The 22,559-nt window shown below is 41.1% G+C and carries 16 protein-coding genes and 1 pseudogene; 4 read left to right on the forward strand and 13 right to left on the reverse strand.

The features are described from left to right. Positions 1–169 precede the first annotated feature (169 nt). Positions 170–2,179 (forward strand): prolyl oligopeptidase family serine peptidase, encoded by a 2,010-nt coding sequence (locus tag ACK8P5_RS14840; protein ID WP_422657043.1) that lies wholly within the window; start codon positions 170–172, stop codon positions 2,177–2,179. 81 nt (positions 2,180–2,260) lie between these two features. Here the strand turns inward: ACK8P5_RS14840 and ACK8P5_RS14845 are convergent, their stop codons facing one another. After that, a complete protein-coding gene (locus ACK8P5_RS14845; protein ID WP_422657044.1) occupies positions 2,261–2,722 on the reverse strand; it encodes a hypothetical protein in 462 nt (153 codons plus the stop codon). A 272-nt stretch (positions 2,723–2,994) separates the two neighbouring features. Here ACK8P5_RS14845 and ACK8P5_RS14850 point away from each other — a divergent pair, with 272 nt between their 5' ends. Next, complete coding sequence (locus ACK8P5_RS14850; RefSeq protein WP_422657045.1) at positions 2,995–4,251, forward strand: MFS transporter; 1,257 nt, start codon at positions 2,995–2,997, stop codon at positions 4,249–4,251. A gap of 109 nt (positions 4,252–4,360) precedes the next feature. On the opposite strand, the gene ACK8P5_RS14855 is transcribed toward ACK8P5_RS14850, so the two are convergent. Next, positions 4,361–4,834 carry a MarR family winged helix-turn-helix transcriptional regulator gene (locus tag ACK8P5_RS14855; RefSeq protein WP_422657046.1) on the reverse strand — a complete coding sequence of 158 codons (474 nt, stop codon included), beginning with the start codon at positions 4,832–4,834 and terminating at the stop codon, positions 4,361–4,363. A 166-nt stretch (positions 4,835–5,000) separates the two neighbouring features. Here ACK8P5_RS14855 and ACK8P5_RS14860 point away from each other — a divergent pair, with 166 nt between their 5' ends. Next, entirely contained in the window at positions 5,001–5,585 is a 585-nt protein-coding gene (locus ACK8P5_RS14860; protein ID WP_422657047.1) for a DUF3238 domain-containing protein, read from the forward strand. Positions 5,586–5,656: 71 nt separating this feature from the next. After that, positions 5,657–6,283: an FMN-dependent NADH-azoreductase gene (locus ACK8P5_RS14865; protein WP_422657048.1), complete on the forward strand. Its 627-nt coding sequence runs from the start codon at positions 5,657–5,659 to the stop codon at positions 6,281–6,283. Positions 6,284–6,386: 103 nt separating this feature from the next. Here ACK8P5_RS14865 and ACK8P5_RS14870 read toward each other — a convergent pair whose 3' ends face one another. The 11 genes and pseudogenes from ACK8P5_RS14870 to ACK8P5_RS14920 form a co-directional block, all read right to left on the reverse strand. Beyond that, positions 6,387–7,394, reverse strand: a complete 1,008-nt coding sequence (locus tag ACK8P5_RS14870) for an HAAS signaling domain-containing protein (protein WP_422657049.1) — start codon at positions 7,392–7,394, stop codon at positions 6,387–6,389. A 3-nt stretch (positions 7,395–7,397) separates the two neighbouring features. Then, positions 7,398–7,742 carry a PadR family transcriptional regulator gene (locus ACK8P5_RS14875; RefSeq protein WP_422657050.1) on the reverse strand — a complete coding sequence of 115 codons (345 nt, stop codon included), beginning with the start codon at positions 7,740–7,742 and terminating at the stop codon, positions 7,398–7,400. Between the two features lie 199 nt (positions 7,743–7,941). Then, positions 7,942–8,469, reverse strand: coding sequence for a hypothetical protein (locus tag ACK8P5_RS14880; protein WP_422657051.1), 528 nt, complete (start codon positions 8,467–8,469; stop codon positions 7,942–7,944). A gap of 65 nt (positions 8,470–8,534) precedes the next feature. Continuing rightward, complete coding sequence (locus ACK8P5_RS14885) at positions 8,535–10,052, reverse strand: amidase family protein (protein ID WP_422657052.1); 1,518 nt, start codon at positions 10,050–10,052, stop codon at positions 8,535–8,537. 252 nt (positions 10,053–10,304) lie between these two features. Then, positions 10,305–14,426 carry a beta-N-acetylglucosaminidase domain-containing protein gene (locus ACK8P5_RS14890; protein WP_422657053.1) on the reverse strand — a complete coding sequence of 1,374 codons (4,122 nt, stop codon included), beginning with the start codon at positions 14,424–14,426 and terminating at the stop codon, positions 10,305–10,307. Between the two features lie 46 nt (positions 14,427–14,472). Beyond that, on the reverse strand, positions 14,473–15,339 hold the full coding sequence (locus ACK8P5_RS14895; RefSeq protein WP_422657054.1) for a carbohydrate ABC transporter permease: 867 nt from the start codon (positions 15,337–15,339) through the stop codon (positions 14,473–14,475). A 13-nt stretch (positions 15,340–15,352) separates the two neighbouring features. Further along, positions 15,353–16,249 carry a carbohydrate ABC transporter permease gene (locus ACK8P5_RS14900; protein ID WP_422657055.1) on the reverse strand — a complete coding sequence of 299 codons (897 nt, stop codon included), beginning with the start codon at positions 16,247–16,249 and terminating at the stop codon, positions 15,353–15,355. A gap of 87 nt (positions 16,250–16,336) precedes the next feature. Continuing rightward, on the reverse strand, positions 16,337–17,710 hold the full coding sequence (locus ACK8P5_RS14905; protein WP_422657056.1) for an extracellular solute-binding protein: 1,374 nt from the start codon (positions 17,708–17,710) through the stop codon (positions 16,337–16,339). Positions 17,711–17,998: 288 nt separating this feature from the next. Further along, positions 17,999–18,073, reverse strand: a pseudogene (locus tag ACK8P5_RS14910) (S-layer homology domain-containing protein); the annotation flags it as partial. Positions 18,074–18,253: 180 nt separating this feature from the next. Then, the gene (locus ACK8P5_RS14915; RefSeq protein ID WP_422657057.1) at positions 18,254–19,990 is read right to left on the reverse strand and encodes a glycoside hydrolase domain-containing protein; all 1,737 of its coding nucleotides are present in this window, start codon (positions 19,988–19,990) and stop codon (positions 18,254–18,256) included. Between the two features lie 248 nt (positions 19,991–20,238). Continuing rightward, positions 20,239–22,554, reverse strand: coding sequence for a dockerin type I domain-containing protein (locus ACK8P5_RS14920; protein WP_422657058.1), 2,316 nt, complete (start codon positions 22,552–22,554; stop codon positions 20,239–20,241). Positions 22,555–22,559 lie beyond the last annotated feature (5 nt).

Here is a 22,559-nt window from a genome sequence, read left to right on the forward strand (position 1 = left end):
CATCCAAGCATAATGTATGAAACGCATTTCAGGTCAAGGGACTAATTATTAACCAGCTGCTGATTAAGCAAATGGTTTTTTCTTTGTAATTGATAGATTTTAAAAGTTTTATCTGGGATAATGTGGTATATAATCATGTTCAACACTATGAACTAGGGGGAATAACAACATGAATGATAAACGCGCGATCACTGCCGAAGACTTGTACCAAATACAGTGGGTGAATGATCCTGTCGTTTCTCCTGAGAACGGTGCCGTCGCCTACGTCTTAAGGAAAGTAAATGATAAACATGACGGATACCATTCCCATATCCGATTGATGAATGCGGATGGGACTCACGATATTCCTTTTACAACAGGAGAACAGGATACCGCACCTGCATGGTCTCCTGACGGATCTCAACTCGCTTTTCTTCGTCGTAAGGAAGGTGTAAGTCAAGTGTGGATCATGCCGGCTCATGGAGGTGAAGCTCATGCTATGACGGATTACAAATATGGGGTGAGCACATTTAAATGGTCTCCTGACGGCTCTTATCTACTTATCAAATCGGAAGCTGTAAGTGAACTTTCTTCGGAGCTAGATGTTGAGAGGAACGACACACCACAATTACCCGAAGAGGTAATTGTGGATCGTATGAAGTTCAAATCAGACGGTGGAGGTTTATGGAATGGTCGTCGAAGTCATTTGTTTCTATTCGACCTAACGGATACGGAAAGCACTCAGCTTACAGAAGGCGCTTATGATGTAGGCTCTTTCGCGTGGTCTCCAGATGGACTAGAGATTGCTTTCACCACTGCATCTTCATCTGATCATTATCCTGATCCAGACCTTAGGCTGACGAATGATCTATTCACTCTAGATCTGATCAATAAGTCAAAGAAGCAGCTAACAGACGGATCCCTCGCCATTGACTTTATTTCTTACACACCCGATGGACAATCTGTACTCATGCTGGCTGATGACTTATCACATGGATTTGCAACACTGACTAGAATCTACTTAATCTCAGTAAACGATTGTTCATATCAAGTACTGTTTGATGAACTAGATATTCAGCTGGGACATAGCTGTGTGAGTGATATGAGGTCTGGAGCCGGGACTCCACCGCAGTTCAGTAAGGATCAGAAATCGGTTTATGTACAACTCAGCCGAAATGGTAGTGTGCATATTGGTCGATTCTCACTTGACGGATCAGAGCATCAAGTTATGATCAGCGGTGATCGAGAGGTCTACCAGTTCGCACTTACCTCTGAGGAGAATCTGATATTTGCTGCTGCTGATCCTATGCAACCCGGTGATCTTTTTACATACAATCGTAATCGTGGGGAAGAAAGTAGACTAACCCGGTGGAATGAATCCTTGTTAGATGAACTTCAACTAAGTGAACCCGAAGAATTCACTTTTGAAACTTCTGACGGTTGGCCGATTCACGGATGGATCATAAAACCAACTCAAATTGTTGAAGGCTCCAAAGTTCCAGCCGTGTTAGAAATCCATGGTGGACCACAAGCGATGTACGGTCACACTTTCATGCAGGAGTTCCAATTGCTTGCTGCATCTGGATATGCTGTATTCTATACGAATCCTCGTGGAGGTCACGGCTATGGACAGGTTCATGTAAACACGGTACGCGGCGATTACGGAGGACGAGATTATCAAGATCTCATGGAAGCCGTAGATTATGTATTAAAGACTTACTCATATATCGATGAATCACGTTTAGGGGTAACCGGCGGAAGCTATGGTGGGTTTATGACCAACTGGATTGTCGGGCATACAGATCGCTTTAAAGCAGCGGTCACGCAGCGATCGATTTCTAACTGGATCTCCTTTTATGGCATAAGCGATATCGGATATTATTTCACAGAAGATCAGATTTGGGGTAACCCTTGGGATCATTTGGAGAAACTTTGGAAGCATTCACCTCTTGCTTATGTGAATAACGTTCACACCCCTCTGCTTATTCTTCATGGTGAACAAGATTTGAGATGTCCAATTGAGCAAGGCGAACAGCTGTTTATCGCCCTAAAGCGCCTTCATAAAGAAACCCAACTCATTCGATTTCCTGGAGCCGATCACAATTTATCCAGAAGTGGTCATCCGCACCTTCGTGTAAGAAGACTTCGTCATATTGTACGCTGGTTTGAAGAACATATTGAGCGATCCGTGGACTCATAAACATATTAAAAACCGCATGAACTGAATGTTCATGCGGTTTCTTCTACCTGTAATTATTAATTTAGTATTACTATAGAAAACTCAGATCCGCGTCATCGACGATTGTGGTCCAATCTTTATGACTTCAATATTATGACGCTCTGCCCAGCGTATAATTTCACGAATTCCTTCACAATTAGAATCCATGAATTTGAAGTTACTAGCAACTCTTGGACTCTTCTTTCCTTTCAGCTTAAAGCTAAATGCTGCACTCCGGCAACCAGAAACGCGAATAACTTCAACGTCTTCTGCTCTTATGGTCTCTTCATGTATTCTGATCGTACTTGTATCATTCTGAATTTCAACACGACGTTTTACCATTCTAGCGTAAAATTCGATGACCAGTGCTGTGACCATCACCAAGTTCACAAGCATCTGAGCATAAAACAATACTGGATATGACTGCTGCGTCCAAACACCGATTTGAAACATAACAATGCTGAATAATAAGGATAAGAAAATAACTTCTTTCATACGAGTGGCATATTTGATCTGATAGTTCATATTAAATCCGCTCCTATCTGTGTATTGACCATCATAATGTAAGTGCTTACAAAACATCTTACCTTATTATACCACCTTTGTACATATTTTAGACACATTTAAGCCACATTTTCGTCAAATATTTTTTGTTTAATTCCTTGCAATCCATCTTTATTGTTGTTCTCATTCATATTCTCTTCCTAAAGTTACAGAAATATTATTCTTATTGCTCTAAGAATGAAGTAGTATTATGGATGCAACATCAAATGTAAACATCTCGGAGGGATTACGGATTGCAAAATTCATCTAAGATCAAAAAACTTGCTCATCCAAAATGGAACTACTTTATTCTGCTGCTCGTTGTATTTGGAGGATTTCTTATCTTTGGATTCTCTGAGAATATTAAAGGTCCGGCTATTCCTAGAATGCAATCCGAATTTCAACTTGATGAAATGCAGCTTGGATTACTACTTGCTTTTAATTCATTAGGCTATTTGATCGCTTGTTCATTCACTGGCATTTTATCATCACGAATCGGAGTGAAGTGGACTGGGATATTAGCCTTTAGTTCAATGGCTATATCCGGTATACTCATGTATTTGTCTACTAACTACGCCTTCTTATCTGCATCTTATTTTCTTATGTACATAGGCAACGGAATGTTGGAAATCGGGCTTGCGATCATGGCTGCCCGAATCTTCACAAAAAACACAGGCACGATGATGAACTTGTCCCACTTCTTTTATGGTCTTAGTTCTACCGTTGCGCCAATTATCGCATCATCCATGATGGGTTGGAATGTATTTGGCGGTGAGCTTGGTTGGCGAGGAATGTATCTCATCATGCTATCTCTGTCACTACTTCCAATTATCCCTTCTGTAATCGGAAAGTTCCCAGGGGATGAACAAATGGCTGGTGAACGGATCCCACTTAAACACTTCTTTAAGGATAAGATTGCGTGGCTCATTGTTGCCGTCTTGTCTTTCGGGGTTGTGTCGGAGATGGCTGTAGGGGGCTGGCTTGTTTATTACTTAGAAAAAGCATATGGCTGGTCCATCGACTCAGCTTCAAGTATGCTCTCCATATTCTTTCTCTTCTTCATGTTATCTCGATTATTTGTCGGACCGATAACAGATCGAATTGGTTATACCGTATCCATCATGCTATTCTCCGCTTTTTCAGGAATATGCACACTTATAGCTATTTTCGTCGGACAAAAAGGTGCCATTCTATTCGCTGTCGCTGGTATCGGAATTGCACCGATCTATCCTACTGTTATGGCACTGCTCGCAAAACGTTATCCCAGCAGTACGGATTCGGCAATTACATTTACAGTTACATTGATGGGAATAGCGAGTGTTATAGGTAATTTGCTCATTGGTGTAATTATTGACGGGGTTCGTTCTCTGTTCCAAGGTTATGGCGAAGCGGACAGCTCTATTATAGGTCTTCAAGCAGGCTATGGATTTATCGGATTTCTTGCTCTTCTGTGCTCAGCTACCTGCGTCATCCTGTATTTATATCTTCGAAGACGAAATGAATTGGTTTAAGTATATACAAATGCGTTAATATGAGGGAACCCTTATTAAGCAAGTTGAGGGTTCCCCTATTCTTGTTTAATACCACAATCTTCCTCTTTTTCAGAACTAAATAACATAATTACCAAACTGGTCTTAATCTTGCTGATAATTTACCATTATTCGCTTCAAAAACTAGTTTTGTTAGATCTTCTTTAAGCATTTGCATACGTTCAAGACCTATATTTTCAATCCATCGTTGCTCAATCTCATTTAATATCTTCTCTTTAGCCTTCACGACTAACCAGCCTCGTTCGGTCAATACAATAATTTTCCCTCTCTTATCAGTGGGATGAGATCTGCGTGTTACATACCCACTTTGCTCAAGATAATCCACCATTTTACTTACAGCTTGCTTTGTAATTCCTAAATATTCAGCTAGTTCTATCCCTGTTGCTCCGTTATGAGTAATACATTTAAACATAAAACCATGCACCGGTCTAATATCTCCAAATCCCAACTCAGACAATCTATCATGTAGTTCATGAATAGACGTACTAAAGGACAATGATAAAAGTGATGTAAGATCCAACTCACTAAATATTTCCTGATCCATATATAAAACCTCCTCAAATAAAGTCAATTAAGTTGACTTTATTTGAGATACATTGTACTATGCAGAACATGGTCAATCAAGTTGACTATGTTCATTCTTGTTACCGCAGATGCACAATAGATCAATATAATTAGCCAAACTAAATTTTAAAATAGAGGTGTATCACATGAATAATGTCGTTAAAGTTAGAGCAAGTGTATTTATTCCAATGGCTTGGACTGATCCTACAAAAGATTTAGAAACAGGAAACGTAGTTCAATTTGAAGGTGACTCACGAGAATTCACTGCATATACAGTCAACACTATGCGATCCAGAATTGAACAAGAAGTTATAATAGATTTTCATAAAAAAGAAATATTCACTTATAAAAATACGGGTATAACAACGAAAAAAGTCATTTCAACTGATGATTCTGTTCATACAAAAACAGGAAAAGCTAGTACTGAAGGTATTTTATGCACAGATCTTATATGGGGATCTGATGATGTTAAATTTCAAATGAGTGCAAGTGCTAGCAATCCATTAAATGATTATGCACCTCCTGTAGACTACCTATTAAACGTACAAGTAACAAAAGACGGTACTGTCAAAATGCAAGGGACACATGATGGGTTTCCTTGTTTTGAATTTTATAAGCAAGTAAACTTTGGCCCGTTTGAACAAATTTATACACATGATTTCAGAGAAACTGGTGATACTCCTGAATCTATGGCCGGTGAAATGGAGTATAGCTTTAAAAAGTTACTATAAAGATTATTATTACCCTTCATGAGAGATCAAAAGAATTAACAACATAGAGGAAACTACAGGAGGAACAAAGAATGACAACCATTTTATTTGTAAAAGCAAACAATCGACCAGCGGATCAATCGGTTAGTGTTAGATTATATGAAACTTTCTTAAGGAGTTATAAAGAATCACATCCAAATGATTCAGTGATGGAGCTGGATTTATACAATGAGGAATTACCATACGTAGGAGTAGACATGATTAATGGTACATTTAAGTCTAGTAGAGGAATGGATTTAACGACAGAAGAAGCCAAGGCAGTTGCAGTTGCTGATAAATATTTAGATCCCTTTCTAGCTGCCGATAAAGTTGTATTTGGATTCCCCTTATGGAATTTAACAATTCCTGCTGTACTACACACATATATTGATTACTTAAACCGTGCGGGCAAAACGTTTAAATATACACCTCAAGGTCCAGTAGGTCTTATTGAGAATAAAAAAATAATATTACTAAACGCAAGCGGCGGTATATACTCTGAGGGACCACAAGCTAAAGTGGAAATGGCTGTTAAATATGTAACAAGTATGATGAATTTCTTCGGTGTCAAAAATCTGGAGACTATTGTGATTGAAGGACACAATCAATTCCCTAATAAGGCAGAAGAGATTATTACTAGAGGGCTTGAAAAGGCTGTTAAGGTAGCAAGCACGTTCTAATTAACAAAGTTGAATGTCACTCTATAGGGCAGTACCAACACTTATTTAGCGTTGGTACTGCTTTTCTTATATTAATAGAATAAAAAGTAGGTTTACATTTAGTCTATTTCCTATACAGTTTCATCCCCACACTTACAGAATCGATAATGGTTATGATCGCAATTATAATGATCAATCCACCTTTTGTTGTGTTATTCCATATGGTCATCACAGTCTGATACGCTTCACTTCCCATTCTGATCAACCCTGCATGTTCTAATTGGTTCATAAAATCAGCATTCCAAATGGACGGATTAGAGAACATCACAAATATAAGAATCAGAGACGTGATATTGAAAAAGAGATGGGAGATAACAATTTCAGGGGTCCACTTTCTCGTCATCATTTTCAAACAATCTCTAAGGATTGCAATCGCAGTAATCACCCAAATAAACGGAATGTATTTACTAAATACTTCCTCATTAAAGACGGGTATTACCCAGTACAAATCATCATTGTATCTGTGTACACCGACTAAATTTAATGCAAAAGTAAATAAAACTAAAGATAAGATCGAAATGATAATCCCGAAGATCGGCTCACTTACTTTAATAAGAGTTCTTGGATTGGGGATAGGTGGCAAATCAGATGGACTCCATGATTTCTTCGTATTTAATGTACGTTTGGAACTGCGGCCTCCCTTCCATTCTACCAATGCAAAGATGATGGTTACCCACGCGAAGCCTTGGATACATGCTGTCAATAAAGTTACTACATATTCCGCGAACTGCTTCATAATTTCAGTCGGGTTCAAAATCAATTCAATGATTGAAGCTACACTTATCGCTATAGCAATTGAAACAAGAACCACTTTCATAACGGTTACAAAAGGATCGAACATCTCCGGACTGATCAAATAACGCTCTTTCCCTCTATACTTTGCTGCTAATTCTGAAGGATCACCAAGCTCGATCAGTACTTCTTCCACATCATTTTCACGAATGGTTCCATCCCCAACTCTCTGCTCCAGCATATCTTCAATCAAGCCAGTTAATTCCTGCTCGATATCTGATCTTTGTTGTTCGGGAAGTTTCTGAGTTACCGCATAAACGTACTTCTTCACCAGATCCATTAATTAACCTCCTCCATGATCAATCAAGCCTTCAAGACTTCCAATCAAGCTTCTCCATTCCACACAAAGTTGTTCATAAACTTCCTTGCCTAACGGAGAAAGAGAGTAATATTTCCTCGGTCTTGTGTCATTGGTGTCCCACTGACTTTGAAGCAACTCTTGTTTCTCCAATCTCCGAAGAAGTGGATACAGCGTTCCAGGATCTACATTTATCCCCTTCTCCTCAAGCACTGTGACAAGGGAGTAGCCATATTGCGGCTCAGACAACTGGCTTAGTACACCCAAAATAATGGTTCCGCGTCTTAATTCCTGCATTAATCCATTGATGATTTCATTCACGTCAGCCATATGATCAACTCCTGGATCCAATATACTGTACGACACACACTATTGTAAATAGCAGAATATCATAAAGTGAATATTATTATCGAAATTCAGTCTTATTAACCTAATTTACACTAAAAAGAGCTGGTAACCGATTTTTGATCGGTACCAGCTCTCTTTACATTCATTGTTATCTCACATATTCCACGTATAATTCTTATGCTTACTTTGTCGCTACAGTATCCCAGCGATGACTGAATTTATCCAGTCTAGGATGAGGATGATCTGGATTCGAAGTGAGGATTAACCTAAGCTTTACAATCCATTCTTCGAATGACGAGAAGGAAGCAAAAGCATTAGCCATTTCTGGTGACATAAAAAGAAAATGAGGGGCTGGATATTTCTCCGTAAGATGACGCAGAGCCGCATCGATCGGTGTGTACTTCTTTCTTTTTCCTTCCCAGGATTCAACGATCACATCGGAACGACCAATCTCTTCCACCCAGTACCCAAGCGGCTTCTCACGCTTATGAAACGCGCTGGATGGTTCTTTAGACATTCGTTTCACCGTTTCCTCATGAAGCGGATACAGAATGAGTTTCTTAAAGGATAAGTTATCAAGTAGATCAAGAGCTACTTGTAAGTCTGACTCCTGGATGTTCTCAAATGTATCATAAAAGATCAGTGATCCTTTAACCCCTTCTTTAGGTGGCTCATACCCGTAAGGCACGTGTTGTAAATTGCGTGTCATTCGATTACCGCCCTTTCATCTTATGCGTTCCATTCCATGAAGCAATCCAAAATGGTTCTCTACAACTATTCCCCATTATTCGACTCATGACACAAATCGTCCATTATCGGAGGTTGGCGAAATAGGGTAGCCTGCTCATAACCGTAAGCTATTTTGAACAGGGTAGGTTCACTGAAGGCTGTACTCACAAATGTAACCCCCTGCGGTCCTTTCGTATTATACCCTCCCGGTGCAATAACACCATCTTTGGCATATCCACCTGGTACGGTGATGGATGGGTAACCAAGTCGTGCAGCCAGATCATTACAATCTTCATCACCTAAGAACATAAGGGCATCTAATTGATGCTCCCGAAGAACGTAATCAATTCCTTGTTTGCCAGCAAGTTCTAAGTTCCGCTGAACACTATCAAGGTATTCCTGCTCCGTAAGGGTACCACTAGTCTCTTCACACTTCATGAGGACATCCTGTCCGTATTTTAAAGTCTGTTCCGCATGTTTATTATTAAAAGCGATGACATCAGCCAACGAATGAACAGGAATGGAAACATCCAGCTTACTTAAGTAGTCATTCAAATACTTTTTGAACTCATAACGGAGAACATGAAAGTCCCATGATGTTTCTTGGCTAGATAGATCAACGGGATCGATGATTGTCGCTCCCTGCTCTTTCATGACTTCAATAGCTGCCTCTATGACTTCTAGTCTATCTTTATCTAGGTCCTTATAGTAGTGCCGGGGAATACCAATTCTTGCTTTCTTTAGATAGTCCTTGTCTAAAAATTGGGTGTAGTCTTGATTCACATGTTCAGCACTAGCAATTGTCTTCTCGTCTCTCTCGTCTACTCCAGTTAAAGCACTCAGAATAATCGCTGCATCTTCGACCGTTCTCGTCATGGGACCAGGAGAATCCTGAGTGTACGTAATTGGAATAATTCCGCTGCGACTCACTAAACCAACGGTAGGCTTTATACCAACAAGACAAGTCTGACTAGATGGCCTTATAATTGAACCAGAGGTTTCGGTACCGATGGATGCTGCGCATAAGTTGGCTGCTGTTGCAGCTGCAGAGCCAGAGCTTGACCCACCAATAAATACTTCTCCCGGTCCATACGGATTGAGCACAAGCCCTCCTCTTGAGCTGTAACCTGCCCACATGGTCGATGACATGGAGTTAGCCCATTCCGTCATGTTAGCTTTTCCGAGCAATACGGCGCCTGCAGACCTAAGCTTCTCAGCAACAAAGGAATCTTCTGATGCATATGAATCGGCTAAGGCTAAAGATCCTGCACTCGTATGCATCCGGTCTCCCGTATCAATATTATCTTTCAGTAGGATTGGAATTCCATGTAACTTTCCTCGACTGCCTTGCTCCCGGCGTTCTGCATCCAACCTTCTAGCGATCTCAGCGGCATCAGGATTTATTTCAAGAATCGAACGAAGTTTTGGATCATACTTGTTTATCCGATCTATATATAACTGCGTTATTTCTTCAGAGCTGACCCATCCCTGCTCCATGGCTTCCTGCATATCTGAGATCGTTGCTTCTATAATCCAGCTTTCTTTATCTATATTTTTTAGCATCTATGTGTTCCTCCTAATATTTATTCAACTATTGAAATAGATTTCGTATATTATTGATTCACATTTTCACCGCCAATATTTACAGATTATTCTATGTAATTCGGGGACAAGCACATATAATCCTCTATAATGAAGCGACACGAGGAAAAGCAAGCAGGCCACCCAAGGAATGTACCCTTGAATGGCCTGCCTTCTTCCGTTGAAGTTCTGTCACATTAATTTAAACTCTTTAGAAACATACTTTCGATAACTTCACTCCGTAATCTTACGAGCTACCAGAGCCAAGTCTTCTACATTAATAACGCCATCTTTGTTCACATCTGCACGCTTCGCTTGAACCCAATCTGGACTGTTGGTATCTTTGCCATAATTAGCAGCAATGATCGCCAAGTCACCGATCGAAACCTTGCCGTCTTTGTTTACATCGCCAGAAATACCTGGTTCAGGTTCTTCTGCGGTAATCGTGATTTTGTGATTAGAAGTCGCTGTAGTGCTTTCCTTACCTTCAGCATCTGCAACAATAACCTTTTCAATCTGGATGGTGCTTTCCACCGTATCTGTTACTGTCTTTGCACGGAAATCCAAAGATAACAGCTGCTGATCACCGGTTACAGCATGATCTGCACCTTCACTGACTACTAAAAATCTCAGTTTTCCTGGGATGCTATTCGCAGTCTCAAGAAGCTGTATTCCATTTTGCAAAGAGGCCGCTGTTTTGAATTCCAACTGCTCAGGATCATAGTTAACCATGATATCCATAGCATACACGGAATCTTTCACACTCTTCACGCCGAACTCCAGCTGGAAATCACTTCCTCCAGCGACAGTATCGACACCAGAGAGGACCGAAGTCATCTCGCCTGGAGGATCCACCTCACCATTTCCGTCTTTTTTGACAGTAATAATTTCGTGAATTTTAGGTTTTACTGCCCCCTCCCATTGGACCTTCACTTCAAATACATTGCCATACTTAGAAGTGTTAAATGAATTGTAGGATCGAGATAAGTTCCCAACATTATGCCATCCGCTTGCATCTCGAACAGACACCACTGCATTTGAAACATCTGAAGGGTTCTGTAAAATAATTACTTCTTTTACCTTCGTATCCTTCGACAACTTGTAATTTAACGTACCAGAGTTACCAGCACCCGGCATATAGAAGGTTGACAATCTTTGGTCAACCGACAAAGACGCCTCATTTCCAATACTTCCTGCAGGCTCCGCCTGAATCGCTGGTTTGGATGTTCCTGGTCTTTCAATTCCTTCATTAATCAAAATCTCATTCAGTGCAAGCCATGCATTATGATTGACGGTTGAAATCAATCTTACATACCTAGCTTGTTTGCCCCCATCAACTTGAACCCGCTTGTAACGATACGGCACTTCATGCTCTGGGAAATTTAAGCTTCGATCGCCTGGATTAGCAAAAGTATGGATTGTCTCCCATGTCTGTCCGTCCAAGGAAAGCTGAAGATCACCTTGACGGAAATAATCTCCTTCTCCGTCATTGATTACAACAGCAACATTCTGGACATTCACCACACCACCCATGTCCACCTGAACATACTTTCCTTTTGATTGTTCCGCACCAAACCAGACCTTGTTCTCCAGGGAAGCATTATATACATTATTGATTGAACCTTGATATATGCTTCCATAGTTATGAGAAATGACTGGAGCTGAGAACTTATTTAGTTTGATCAATAACTGTGTGAGATCCAAAGTGATATCTGTATTACCTTTGTTCACAACTCGGAAATAGGCAGCACTAGCATACGGACCATTCTCCGAGTTAACTTGTTCCCATTCAACACCATTCTTGGATGACTCAAGCACGGATTCACTGTTTGAAGTTTCTAACACCACTTGAGTGATCTCTTCGATCGCTTTTAAGTTAATCCCAACGTACTGAGATGGCTTCAATGTGATTCCAGTTAGATTCGTGAGTTGAGCAGAATTGTCCGTACCAGTAACGGTTGTATCCTTTAGCTCCGGCACATCCGTATATACAGACACCTTATTTTTATCTGGATTCACAGAGAACTCTCGCACCGCTGTCCATAAATCAGGCTTACCACCAGGTACACCCGCATGAGTCAAACGATATCGTACCATTCGTGCATCTACACTTAGCCCTGCAGCTGAGATTTTAAATCCAGAACGTTCTTCTCCGATCGCAGTCCATTCTTGACCGTCTACGGAATACTCAAGAATCCCTTTATGGAAAATGTCGTGATCTGCATCGTTTCTACCTTGCGTAATCGAGACATTCTCCACTTTAATGGTCTTGCCAAAATCAACGCCATACCAATCCCCATTCTTCTGAAGGGTTTGAATATATACATTCGTTGACAAATCACCATCGACCATCAGGTTGAGTCCTGTAGGTGATCCATAAGAGCTAATAGCTATCGGCTTAACATACTCTGGATCCATAGATGTATAAATCTGAGCATCCAGTTTGTTAATCAGTTGCTCAGCGAAAGGAACAAGTCGCTTTGCACCTGCTTCTACGGTCACATCCGGGTAATTTAATTTCTTGATTTTAAACGATTTAGATACGTTTAAGGCACTTGTCGCTTTAGCCAGCTCTTCCCAAGCCTTATCCGTATTCCCTTCTTGAATGGCCATGGCAGAGAGTACTGCCGATTTATCGGCAAGCACAACATTTTGCAAGCTATTCAGCCAAGGATTAATTTCCTCTAGCATCGCGTTGTTGTTACTCTTCCCTTTAAATGATTCGATTGCATTTAATATAAGATCAAATTCTTGAATCAAGGTATCCCCGGTTGCTTTCACGGACTGACCACTGGAATACTTACTTAAAAACTGCTCAAGATCAGTCTTGATATTCTCAGATTCACCTACCACGAGCCCATGACCGCTAGGGGAAGGGTCATTCATATGGTAAGCGATTGTGTTCAGCTCTGAAGCCACTTCAGGTGCAACGTATTTGAAGGAATCAAGCCAGCTCTGATCTTGATTAAATTCGTCTACATTCCAGCTGTAATCTGCTACAGCAAACAAACCAATTTTGGATAATTCTGCATGACCCATCGGATTAGACACAAGTCCAGAAATATTATGCGTACCCGGGATCAATATTTCTCCCTTACCGAGCATAAGTCTTGCATCTTTATAATCATTCACCGGCCAATTCAACCACATGTAAGGATCTCTTCCGTGTGCATCTTTTGGCCATTGCATGTCTGCAGCATTCAACGGTGCAACAACACTATTACCGGTCCACATAATATCTACATTCTCTGGTACATTTCTTAAAGCTTCAAGATAAGGTCTTCCGCCCGCTCCAGTCCAGCTTTTATTGTAATACGGAGGACAATAAATTAAAGGCTTAACATCTTTCTTGGATTTAACCCAGTTTGCAACATCCGTAATAAGTTTTACATGTTTGTCTTTATCAACTAAGGATTGCGAAGTACTGATGTCGTCCATGAATAATCCAAATTGGCGTACACCAACTCCGTATAATTGCTCAAGCTTTGCAAGTAAAGTTTGAAGTTCAGCATCGTAATTATTCCAGTTAATCATACTGAATCCAGGATGAATCGCCCATACGAACTGAGTCTTAGATTCATGACCTACATCCACCAGCTCTTTAATCTTTGCAAGCTCAGCTGCAGGATAAGGAGTTCTCCATGCTGAGTTATGATACTTATCATCCTTCGGCGCAAAAATGTAAGAGTTCATCTTCAGTTCTCCACCGAAACGCATCAAACTTATTCGATCTTCATGAGACCATGGGAATCCATAAAACCCTTCAATAAATCCACGAGACCCTGTATCAGCAAAATCCTCGATTTTCAGATCACGAATCTGCTTATCTGGCATTTGATCGAAGATCATCTTCAATGAAGCCAGACCATAATAAGCAGCATCGGTATCTTTACCTAATACCGCAATGACACCCTTCCCCTGTTGCTCACTACTTACACTTAGAACATAGGTGTCTTGTTGTGTGAAATTCGATTGTTCGTACGGAATATTCTGTGTAAAGTAATTGTCTACATAGCCTTTAGAATTACGGGTACCTATAATGACATTTGTCTTTCCTACTTCAACTGCTCCTGATTCTGATAGTTGCAATGACTTGGAGTCCAGTATTTTACGAAGAAACTGCCGTGTAGACTGGTCAATCGAATCTTCAATAACAACGTTTACATTTGGCGTAATTGCAAATGATGTTTCCTGTTCCGTTTGCTTCTGTGGCAATGGGTAGATTTCATAGGATGCCGCTACTTCAGCATTTTTTTGTGGGAGGTCACTCGAAATATCCGCTGCACCTGCGAAACCAGAGAACAAACCGGCCACCATCATAAGCGAGATGAAGGCACTGAAAATCTTCTTTGGCATGTACTTAACACCTCCGATAAATTAAATAGAAACAAGTTTAATAACCCTATCCCTTCAACGCCCCTGCAGTTAACCCACCAGTAATTTGACGTTGGTACAACACGTACATCACGATGACAGGTATCATAGAAATCGAAAGACCTGCAAATAGTGGTCCCCACTCGGTTCTGTACTGCATTTCGCCTTGCATAATTGCGATCCCTACAGGAATGGTGTACTTCATGGGATCGTTGATTAGTACCGTAGCCATAATGTACTCATTCCACACGGTTAGAGCATTCATGATACCAACAGTGATTAAACCAGGTTTTGATAACGGCAGCATGATCTTGAAGAAAACGCCGTATAGTGTAGAGCCATCAATGGTTGCGGCTTCTTCAAGCTCACGAGGAAGGGTTTTGAAGAATCCCACCAGAAAGAAAATACCAAAAGGAAGAATCCCAATCGTTCCGACAGAATAAACAAGGGTAAGCCCGAATAAGGAGTTGGACAAATTCATATCTCCGAGAAGAAAGAACAACGGTATTAGTCCAAGCGTTGTTGGAATCATCATCGAAGCAACGTATACAAAATAGAATAGTCCTCTTGCCTTAAATGTAAATCGAGCTAGTATGTATGCTGTCGTTGCAGCCATGATGAGCGATAACAGTGTACTGGATACAGTTACTATAATGGAGTTAAAGAAGTAATCGCCAAAATTCGCTCTACTCCATACGTTTGCATAATTCTCAAACCGAAAAACAGAAGGGAAATCCCACGGTTTTCCGAGCATGACCTGCTGGTTATCCTTTAGAGAAGTCAGGAATGTCCATAGAACTGGATATAGGACAACCAAACTCCACAAGATGAGGAAAAATCGAACTGCAATTTTGGATAGAATCAGCAGTGGTTTTGTGGTCGAATGATCGTTCAACAAATATACCCCCTTACATTTCAATGGACTCCCGATGCAGAAGACGTTGCAAAATTAAAGTTGTAATTAAAGATAGCAGTAATATCAATACGCCGATGGTTGCTCCGTAGCTCAAATGGAACTGCTTAAAGCCCATTTGGTACAAGTAATAACCGAGAACTTGTGTCTGATTATCTGGGCCACCATCCGTCATCAACTTCACGATGATAAAGGAACCATTTAGTGTCGTGATTACGATATGTATGATCGAGGTTTTGAATTGCTCCCAGATTAGAGGTAGTGTAATACGAGTGAATTGCTTCCATTGTCCCGCACCATCGATACTAGCAGCTTCGTAAAGTGAAGACGGAATACCTAGGATTGAAGCGATGATGAGCAGCATATAAAATCCGATACCCGCCCAAACGCTTGGAGGGAGAAGTGACCACATGGCAAGACTCGAATCACCAAGCCAGTTCGTTTCTACAGGTTCTCCTGTAAATAACGAGATGAAGGCATTCAGGAATCCAAGACGAGGATTATAAATGAAACTCCACAACACACCGATTACAGCTACGGAAATAATGTTCGGGAAGAAGAATACTACCCTGTAGAAACCGTATTCTTTCAACTTTAGACGGGTCAAGGATACGGCGAAGAACGTCGCAAGTAGCATAATTAAGATGACCTTCCAAAAAATCAAGAAATAATCATTCGAGATAGCCTTAGGTATGATCTCATCGGAGAATAATTGTCTATAATTATCAATACCGATAAAATTCATCGACTCCGAACCGCCTGACCAGTCAAAGAAACTTAAATACAAACCTCGAAACAGCGGATAGATTGTAAATAGACAAAAGACAGCAAACGTAGGCAACAAGAAACTTGCAATAAACAAATTACGTTTCAACCATTTATTGTTCTTCATGGGCGTAAGCATCCTCCCCTTTGATTTGAAAGAACAATCAGAGGAACACGTATGTCCTCTGATTGTTTGGAAAGAAGAGTATTGAACCTACTTACGGACTTTGGCTGCTGCCTTCTCCATACGGTCCATCCATTCTTCTGGTGTAATGGAACCTTGCAGCAAGGCGATGGTTGCATCATTCTCTGCCTGCTCAAGATCCGCGCTCAATTTAAATACTGGAGCAACAATGGTGTCACTACCGTTGAAATATTTCATTGCTGTTTTTACAACATCACTTGCACCTGAAGATTCCAGATCTGCCTTAACGTTCATCAAAGCACCTGTCAGCTCAGCCCAGCGTACTGCTGTTTGTTTCGTAAAGATAAATTCAATAAATGCTTTTGCAGCTTCTGGATTTTTAGCTTTTTTGGCAATGGCAATGTTACTAGTGTAAGGAATAGCTACAAATTTACCGCCTGGTTTTTGCATAACGGAAGGAATAAATCCGAATTTGAAGCCTTCTGGTACATCTTTTTTCATTTCATTCTCAAGCCACAGACCGTTAGGAATCATCGCATCCTTATGCTGCAAGAACAGCATTTGGGAATCCGTATGGTTCATACCGAATGATGCATTGTCGAAATAACCTTTTTCCCTCATATCAACGACCTTTTTCAAGGTGTTCGCTACAGCATCGTTCTTGAAAGATCCTTCTTTAGCCGCTTCTTGATCTTTTAAGATTTGTGGATTATCCCCATTCTCAGATACAAAACCTGTATTCAGGAGTCCACCTACAACGTAGTACGGGTATTTACCTGTATGGATGTAAGGGTATACACCATCAGCTTTAATCTTCTCACTAGTAGCTAGGAAGCTATCCCAATCCTTTGGAACTTCCCATCCTTTTTCAGTAAAGAGTGATTCATCGTAAAATGTTCCCCAAGATCCAAATACGAGTGGAATCGTGTAATTCTTGCCATCATAGTCTTGTGGAGGAGCGATCAGATTGCTTGTCAGCGGTTCGCCGTCCACATTCTTCGCATCTTTCACCCAATCTGTAATATCCATCAACTGATCATCAAGCACCATTTGTGTTTCGTTAGATCCAGCTCCATCGATGTATACAACATCAGGTGGATTACCTTGAATCCAACGTGGTTTCATTTGCTCATTGATCTGAGATCCTGCAGATTCTTTAATGTTGACATCTGGATACTTCTTCTTAAATTCACCGATGACTTCCTTCCACCACCCATCGCCATAACCACCGACAAAGTACTGGATTTCAAGATCACCTGCTACTTTTGGATCTTCTGCCTTCGCATCGTCTGTTTTTGGTGTTTCAGTCTGTGAAGTTTGTGTCTTCTCAGGTGTTGTCGGTGTCTCAGCCGTTTTTGCTCCTCCGCATCCAGCCAGTGATAATACGATGGACATCATTACTAGACTTAAAGCCGCTTTCTTTTTACCTTTTTTGCTTTTCATTAGCTATCCCCCTCTAATAATCTTGCTTGATTTCTTTATGCATTTTGAATTCACTATTCTGACTGATGGAATTTTAAGACATTTTCATTATATAGCTTGTGAAAACGCAACCAAATGATCTCTTTTGATGTAAAGTTGATACTTTTTGTACTATTAAAATTCTTATATACAAATTCGCGAAATATTAAAAACCACCAAATGCACCTTAATAGGTGTAATTGGTGGTATAAAAAAGGGCGAGGAAAGCAAATCGCTCCCTCACCCTTGAAATTCTATTTCCTTCTTAAATTAGTTTGCTGTATTACGATTTAGAATAGCCGCTGTTTGAGCTCTTGTGATGTTCGTGTCCGGTTTGAAGGTACCATACTAGACACATCGGGGAGTTACATTAAATCGTTCTGAATTAAAACTGAATAAAAACTTAACGTTTCGAAATTGATTTATCACAGTAAAGTGAACTTCATTTTTAGAGAACAAAAAAACAGTGTTAGCCGATGACATAAGCATCTTCCAACACTGTTCTCCATTCAATTGATCGAGCATTTATTCTTGCTGAACTTTCATTTCAGCAATCAATTGTCTCGAGGTCTTATCCAAAACAACCTTCAAACGATTGACCTCTTGTGCAATATCGACTCTGCCAGGATCTTTCACCCCGTTATATGGATCACGTTCGAGATCTCCGATCGCTTGCATAGTCCAAATGGCTGCATCAAGGTCTTTTCCTAGCGCTTGATCTTTTCCTGCGATATAGCTTACCTTAACAGCATCACGTATTCCTTCCTTCATGCGTTCGAATCGAACAGAACTGATGAGACCAGGATACACCATGGCTGAATCACCGGACTCCCAAGTTTTAAAGTCCGTCGTATCAAATGGATTTTCTACAAAAGAATCAAAAGCCCACCGAAGATAGCCATCCGCTTGGTGCCGAAGTGCATACCATGAAATCCATACCGATTCGGCTGGCACCGAGCGTGTGAAGCTGTTCGGGTAATGTCCCACACAATTATAGATCGTTGTCATAAGTCCAAGCGATCTTCGATGCTCCGCTATACTCGCTAACTGTTTGCTATCGTGCTCGATGTAGATCGAACCAATCGATATATTATAAATGCGATCCAGTCTAGCGTCATTCAGATTATTATAGTCCATAGCAGCCGATATTTTCAGTCTTCCACCGGATACCTCGTCAATTAAATCTGCTGCCTTGATCATATCATCTAAGGCACGTTCATCGTTCGCCATCGTCGTAATATCCAGCCATCCTTTTTCCTCAAGATGAGGCACGAATGCTTCAAGGAAAGCCCGCCACATCTCATCCCATTTAGGATCATGCACCGGCACAATTTCGATAATATCACGCGCCTCTGCCTCATCATAATATTTGATCTTACTCGCCCATGACACCATACTGTAAGCATCAATCTGTTTATTGATACCTAAATCCAACATAAACTGAACCCATTGATCAAAGATATCAAAATTAAATTCAAATTGGCCGTCCTTTTTCTTCGTCCATTTCACCATCGTGTCATACAGATCATAGGTTTGTGAATTCCAAGGATCGTACGTTACGGTCGTCGTAATCACTTTCTGACCGGCTGCTGCCAGCATCTCATAATGCGGTTTCATGGCATCAAAATGCGCCTTCGTCCATAACTGATCTTTCGGAATGTCATTCACCCTAGCAACGGCATAGGGATTCTGCCACAGATCCAGTGCAAAAGGCCATTCCTTTACTTCTGGCAGCGTTAGATCAAGTACTTCTAGTTCAAGATTGAAGATAACGCTTTCACTCGAAGCCGAAGATGCAATTAGTTGACCTTTATACACTCCGGCTGCAGCGTCTTTTGGAACATCGATGGATACCCAAATCGGCTGTACATGAAAGGCGTCCATATTTACAGATTCCGCAGAACCTAGTATATCTGGAATATCTTCCTGCGGATTACCAAGTGACGGATTTCCTCTAGCAGCCTTCGTCTTACTTATAAAATGAACGTTAATTTGGGAAGATTCTATACGATTGCTGCTGTCTGCAACCAAATCACCCATGGATAAAGTAACTTGTTCCAAATCTTCATTCGTAGTCCATAACACCAGTTGAGAACTTGCACGATCCCCCTTCCAAGCACTACCTTTCCATGTTGTTTCTTTCAATTGAATGGTTTCGTTGTAATCCATTCGCTTATAGTCATCAAATAAATTCTTGACGACATAGTGCATATCTGTCGTTCCAACAGCACCATTTAAAGTTCTGTTCTCTTGTCTGTTCAATAATATCATCCTCTCTGATGTCAATTTCGAGCCCACAGGTAAGTTGCTTCATCCGATTCACTCACTTTTATGCTGTGGCTCATTACATGAACCTTCTCTCTCAGTGGATCGATTCCCTGCCTTATTTTCTATGTATTTTCTACTATCTTATATATATAGCTGACATGAAATCGCTAGACGGCAAAAAGACAGCCCAAGATCAGATCTTGGACTGTCTTTTTATATAAAGAAGTATTACTTACCAACCGTTACTCTGTTATTTTTTTCGCTACAGCGGCAAGGTCTGCAATATCAATCTTACCGTCGCCGTTGACATCGGCACGCTTAGCCTGTTGCCAGTCTGGACTGCTCGTATTTTTACCATAATGAGCTGCTACAATGCCGAGATCACCAATACTCACTTTACCATCACCGTTCACATCAACTGTCTGTTCAGAGCCTCTTCCCGACACCTCAATGAGTTTCGACGAAACCGCTCCCTCCACTTCGTCCCCGTTCTCATCTCCAAGCGTTGCATTCTCCACGGAGATTTGACCTGCGGCGGAATCCTTAACGGAAGCTGCTGTAAAGCTCAGTTCAACTATTTGTGCATCACCCGTGATGGCGTGCGCCTCACCTGCACTTGCCATGATCAATCGAACTACGCCAGGAGTCTTTTCCTGTACTTCAATCAGCTGTATGCCATCAATAAGTGATCTCGCAGAAAGAAAATCCATAATCGCAGTATCATATTTCACCATAATATCTTGCGCATAACTGTGTCCGATTGTATTGCTTATACCAAGTTCAATCTCAAATTTATCCCCTTTATTCACTTTATCTGGTCCTGTCAGATATGTCGTTACTCCCTTCGTTTCCTCAGGAGGTAGAATGGGTTTTGCGGATATTTCGATTTTATCAAAATCGGGTGCGTAAGCATTTTTACCCGGGTTGCTTAATTTGATTGTGTTAACGCCTTTGTTTAATTCGATGTTCACATTTCGTGCCCGTACACTACTCCAACCACCTGAAGATGGAAAAGAAAGTTTCGAGCTCAGGTTTCCATTTACCGTGAGATCTGCATCCCTGTTTGCATCCCCGCTGACATAGTAAATGTTTAATCGGTATATTCCATTCTCAGGTACAGAGATATTGCTAAACTGCAGGGCATTTTCTGGCCCATCCCCAACATTGCCTACAACTCGCCCTCCCGATGCTTCAGCAACGGAACGGAAATTCGCCTTACCGCTGAGTGTGCCGGCTTCCGCTTCATGTACAACTGGCGGTGACGGTTCCGCCGGATTTGGATTATAAACACCAGAAATTTTCAGCATGACGCTACCATGTGCAGGAACGATATCTGAATAATTTGAAAGTCGTGTACCCATATTTTTCTTTTTCCAAAGATCTCGCACAGTAAACTTATCCTTCAGCCCAATCATATCAGAAGTGACCGTCATCTTGGCTGGAGCATTGGAGCGGTTAAGTAGTACTACAGCTCTTTCGCCGCTATTCTTACTTCCTAGTGGTTTTGAATAAACCTGCAAGTCTGGTATGGATTCATCAACTAGTTCGCCCTGAATACCAGCAGGGTCCTGATTAACAGCAATGACCTCAGCATTTTTAATAATATCGGCAAACTTGCTGCTGTACGATGTAGGATCATCAAGCGTCGTCACATCCAAACCTAGCATAAGAGGGGATGAAAGTACTGACCACATACTGAAATTAGATACAGACTCTTCGTAATTCAAGCTTTGTTGACCTGGGTATTTATCGGCTATAACCCCTACTTCAAGACTGTCTGGATCGTTAAAATGCCCGGGTCCAGCTACATCGGCATGCGGAGTTACCTTATCGATCTCATAAAGAACACCTTTCCAGTAATCTCCTTGGTTATCGATATCGTATCCCACTCTCCATGTATGGCCGATTTCCGGTGCCCATTTCCAAGGTTGCTGTTTCCCCCACTCACAAATATTAAATAAAATATCCCGTTTAGGATTCGCATTCTTTAGTGCATTACCGAACTGTTCATAATGGGTTTTAAAATCAAGCCCCATGGAATCCGCGCCACAGGCGTCCACCTTGATATAATCATAACCCCATTCCGCAAACAGATTCACATCCTGTTGATAGTATCCATAGCTTCCTAATTTTCCGCCACATCCAATTTTCCCAAGATCGGTATAAATTCCTATTTTCAAACCTTTGCTGTGGACGTAATCGGCAAGCGCCTTCATTCCATGTGGGAATTTTGTTTTGTCTGCATAAATGTTTCCGTTAGCATCCCTACCACCCTGCCAGCCATCATCAATATTAATGTACTCGTATCCAAGGTCCTGAAGTCCTGTTCTAACCATACTGTCAGCCACATCACGTATAAGCTGGTCGCTAACATTGAACCGCACCGCATTCCAAGTGCTATATCCCATCGGTGGTGTTAAACCAATCGTACCATTGGGTTTATGAGAAGCATTCGCTGTCTGGGCCTCAGATTCAAAGAAACCAAACGTTGTGAAGAGCAAAGCAGTACAAATTAAACTCAAGTAACCACGCTTAAGCCAGCCTACAGATTTCCCCAAGTAAA

Source organism: Paenibacillus sp. EC2-1 (assembly GCF_049311625.1).
Lineage (GTDB): Bacteria > Bacillota > Bacilli > Paenibacillales > Paenibacillaceae > Paenibacillus_AQ.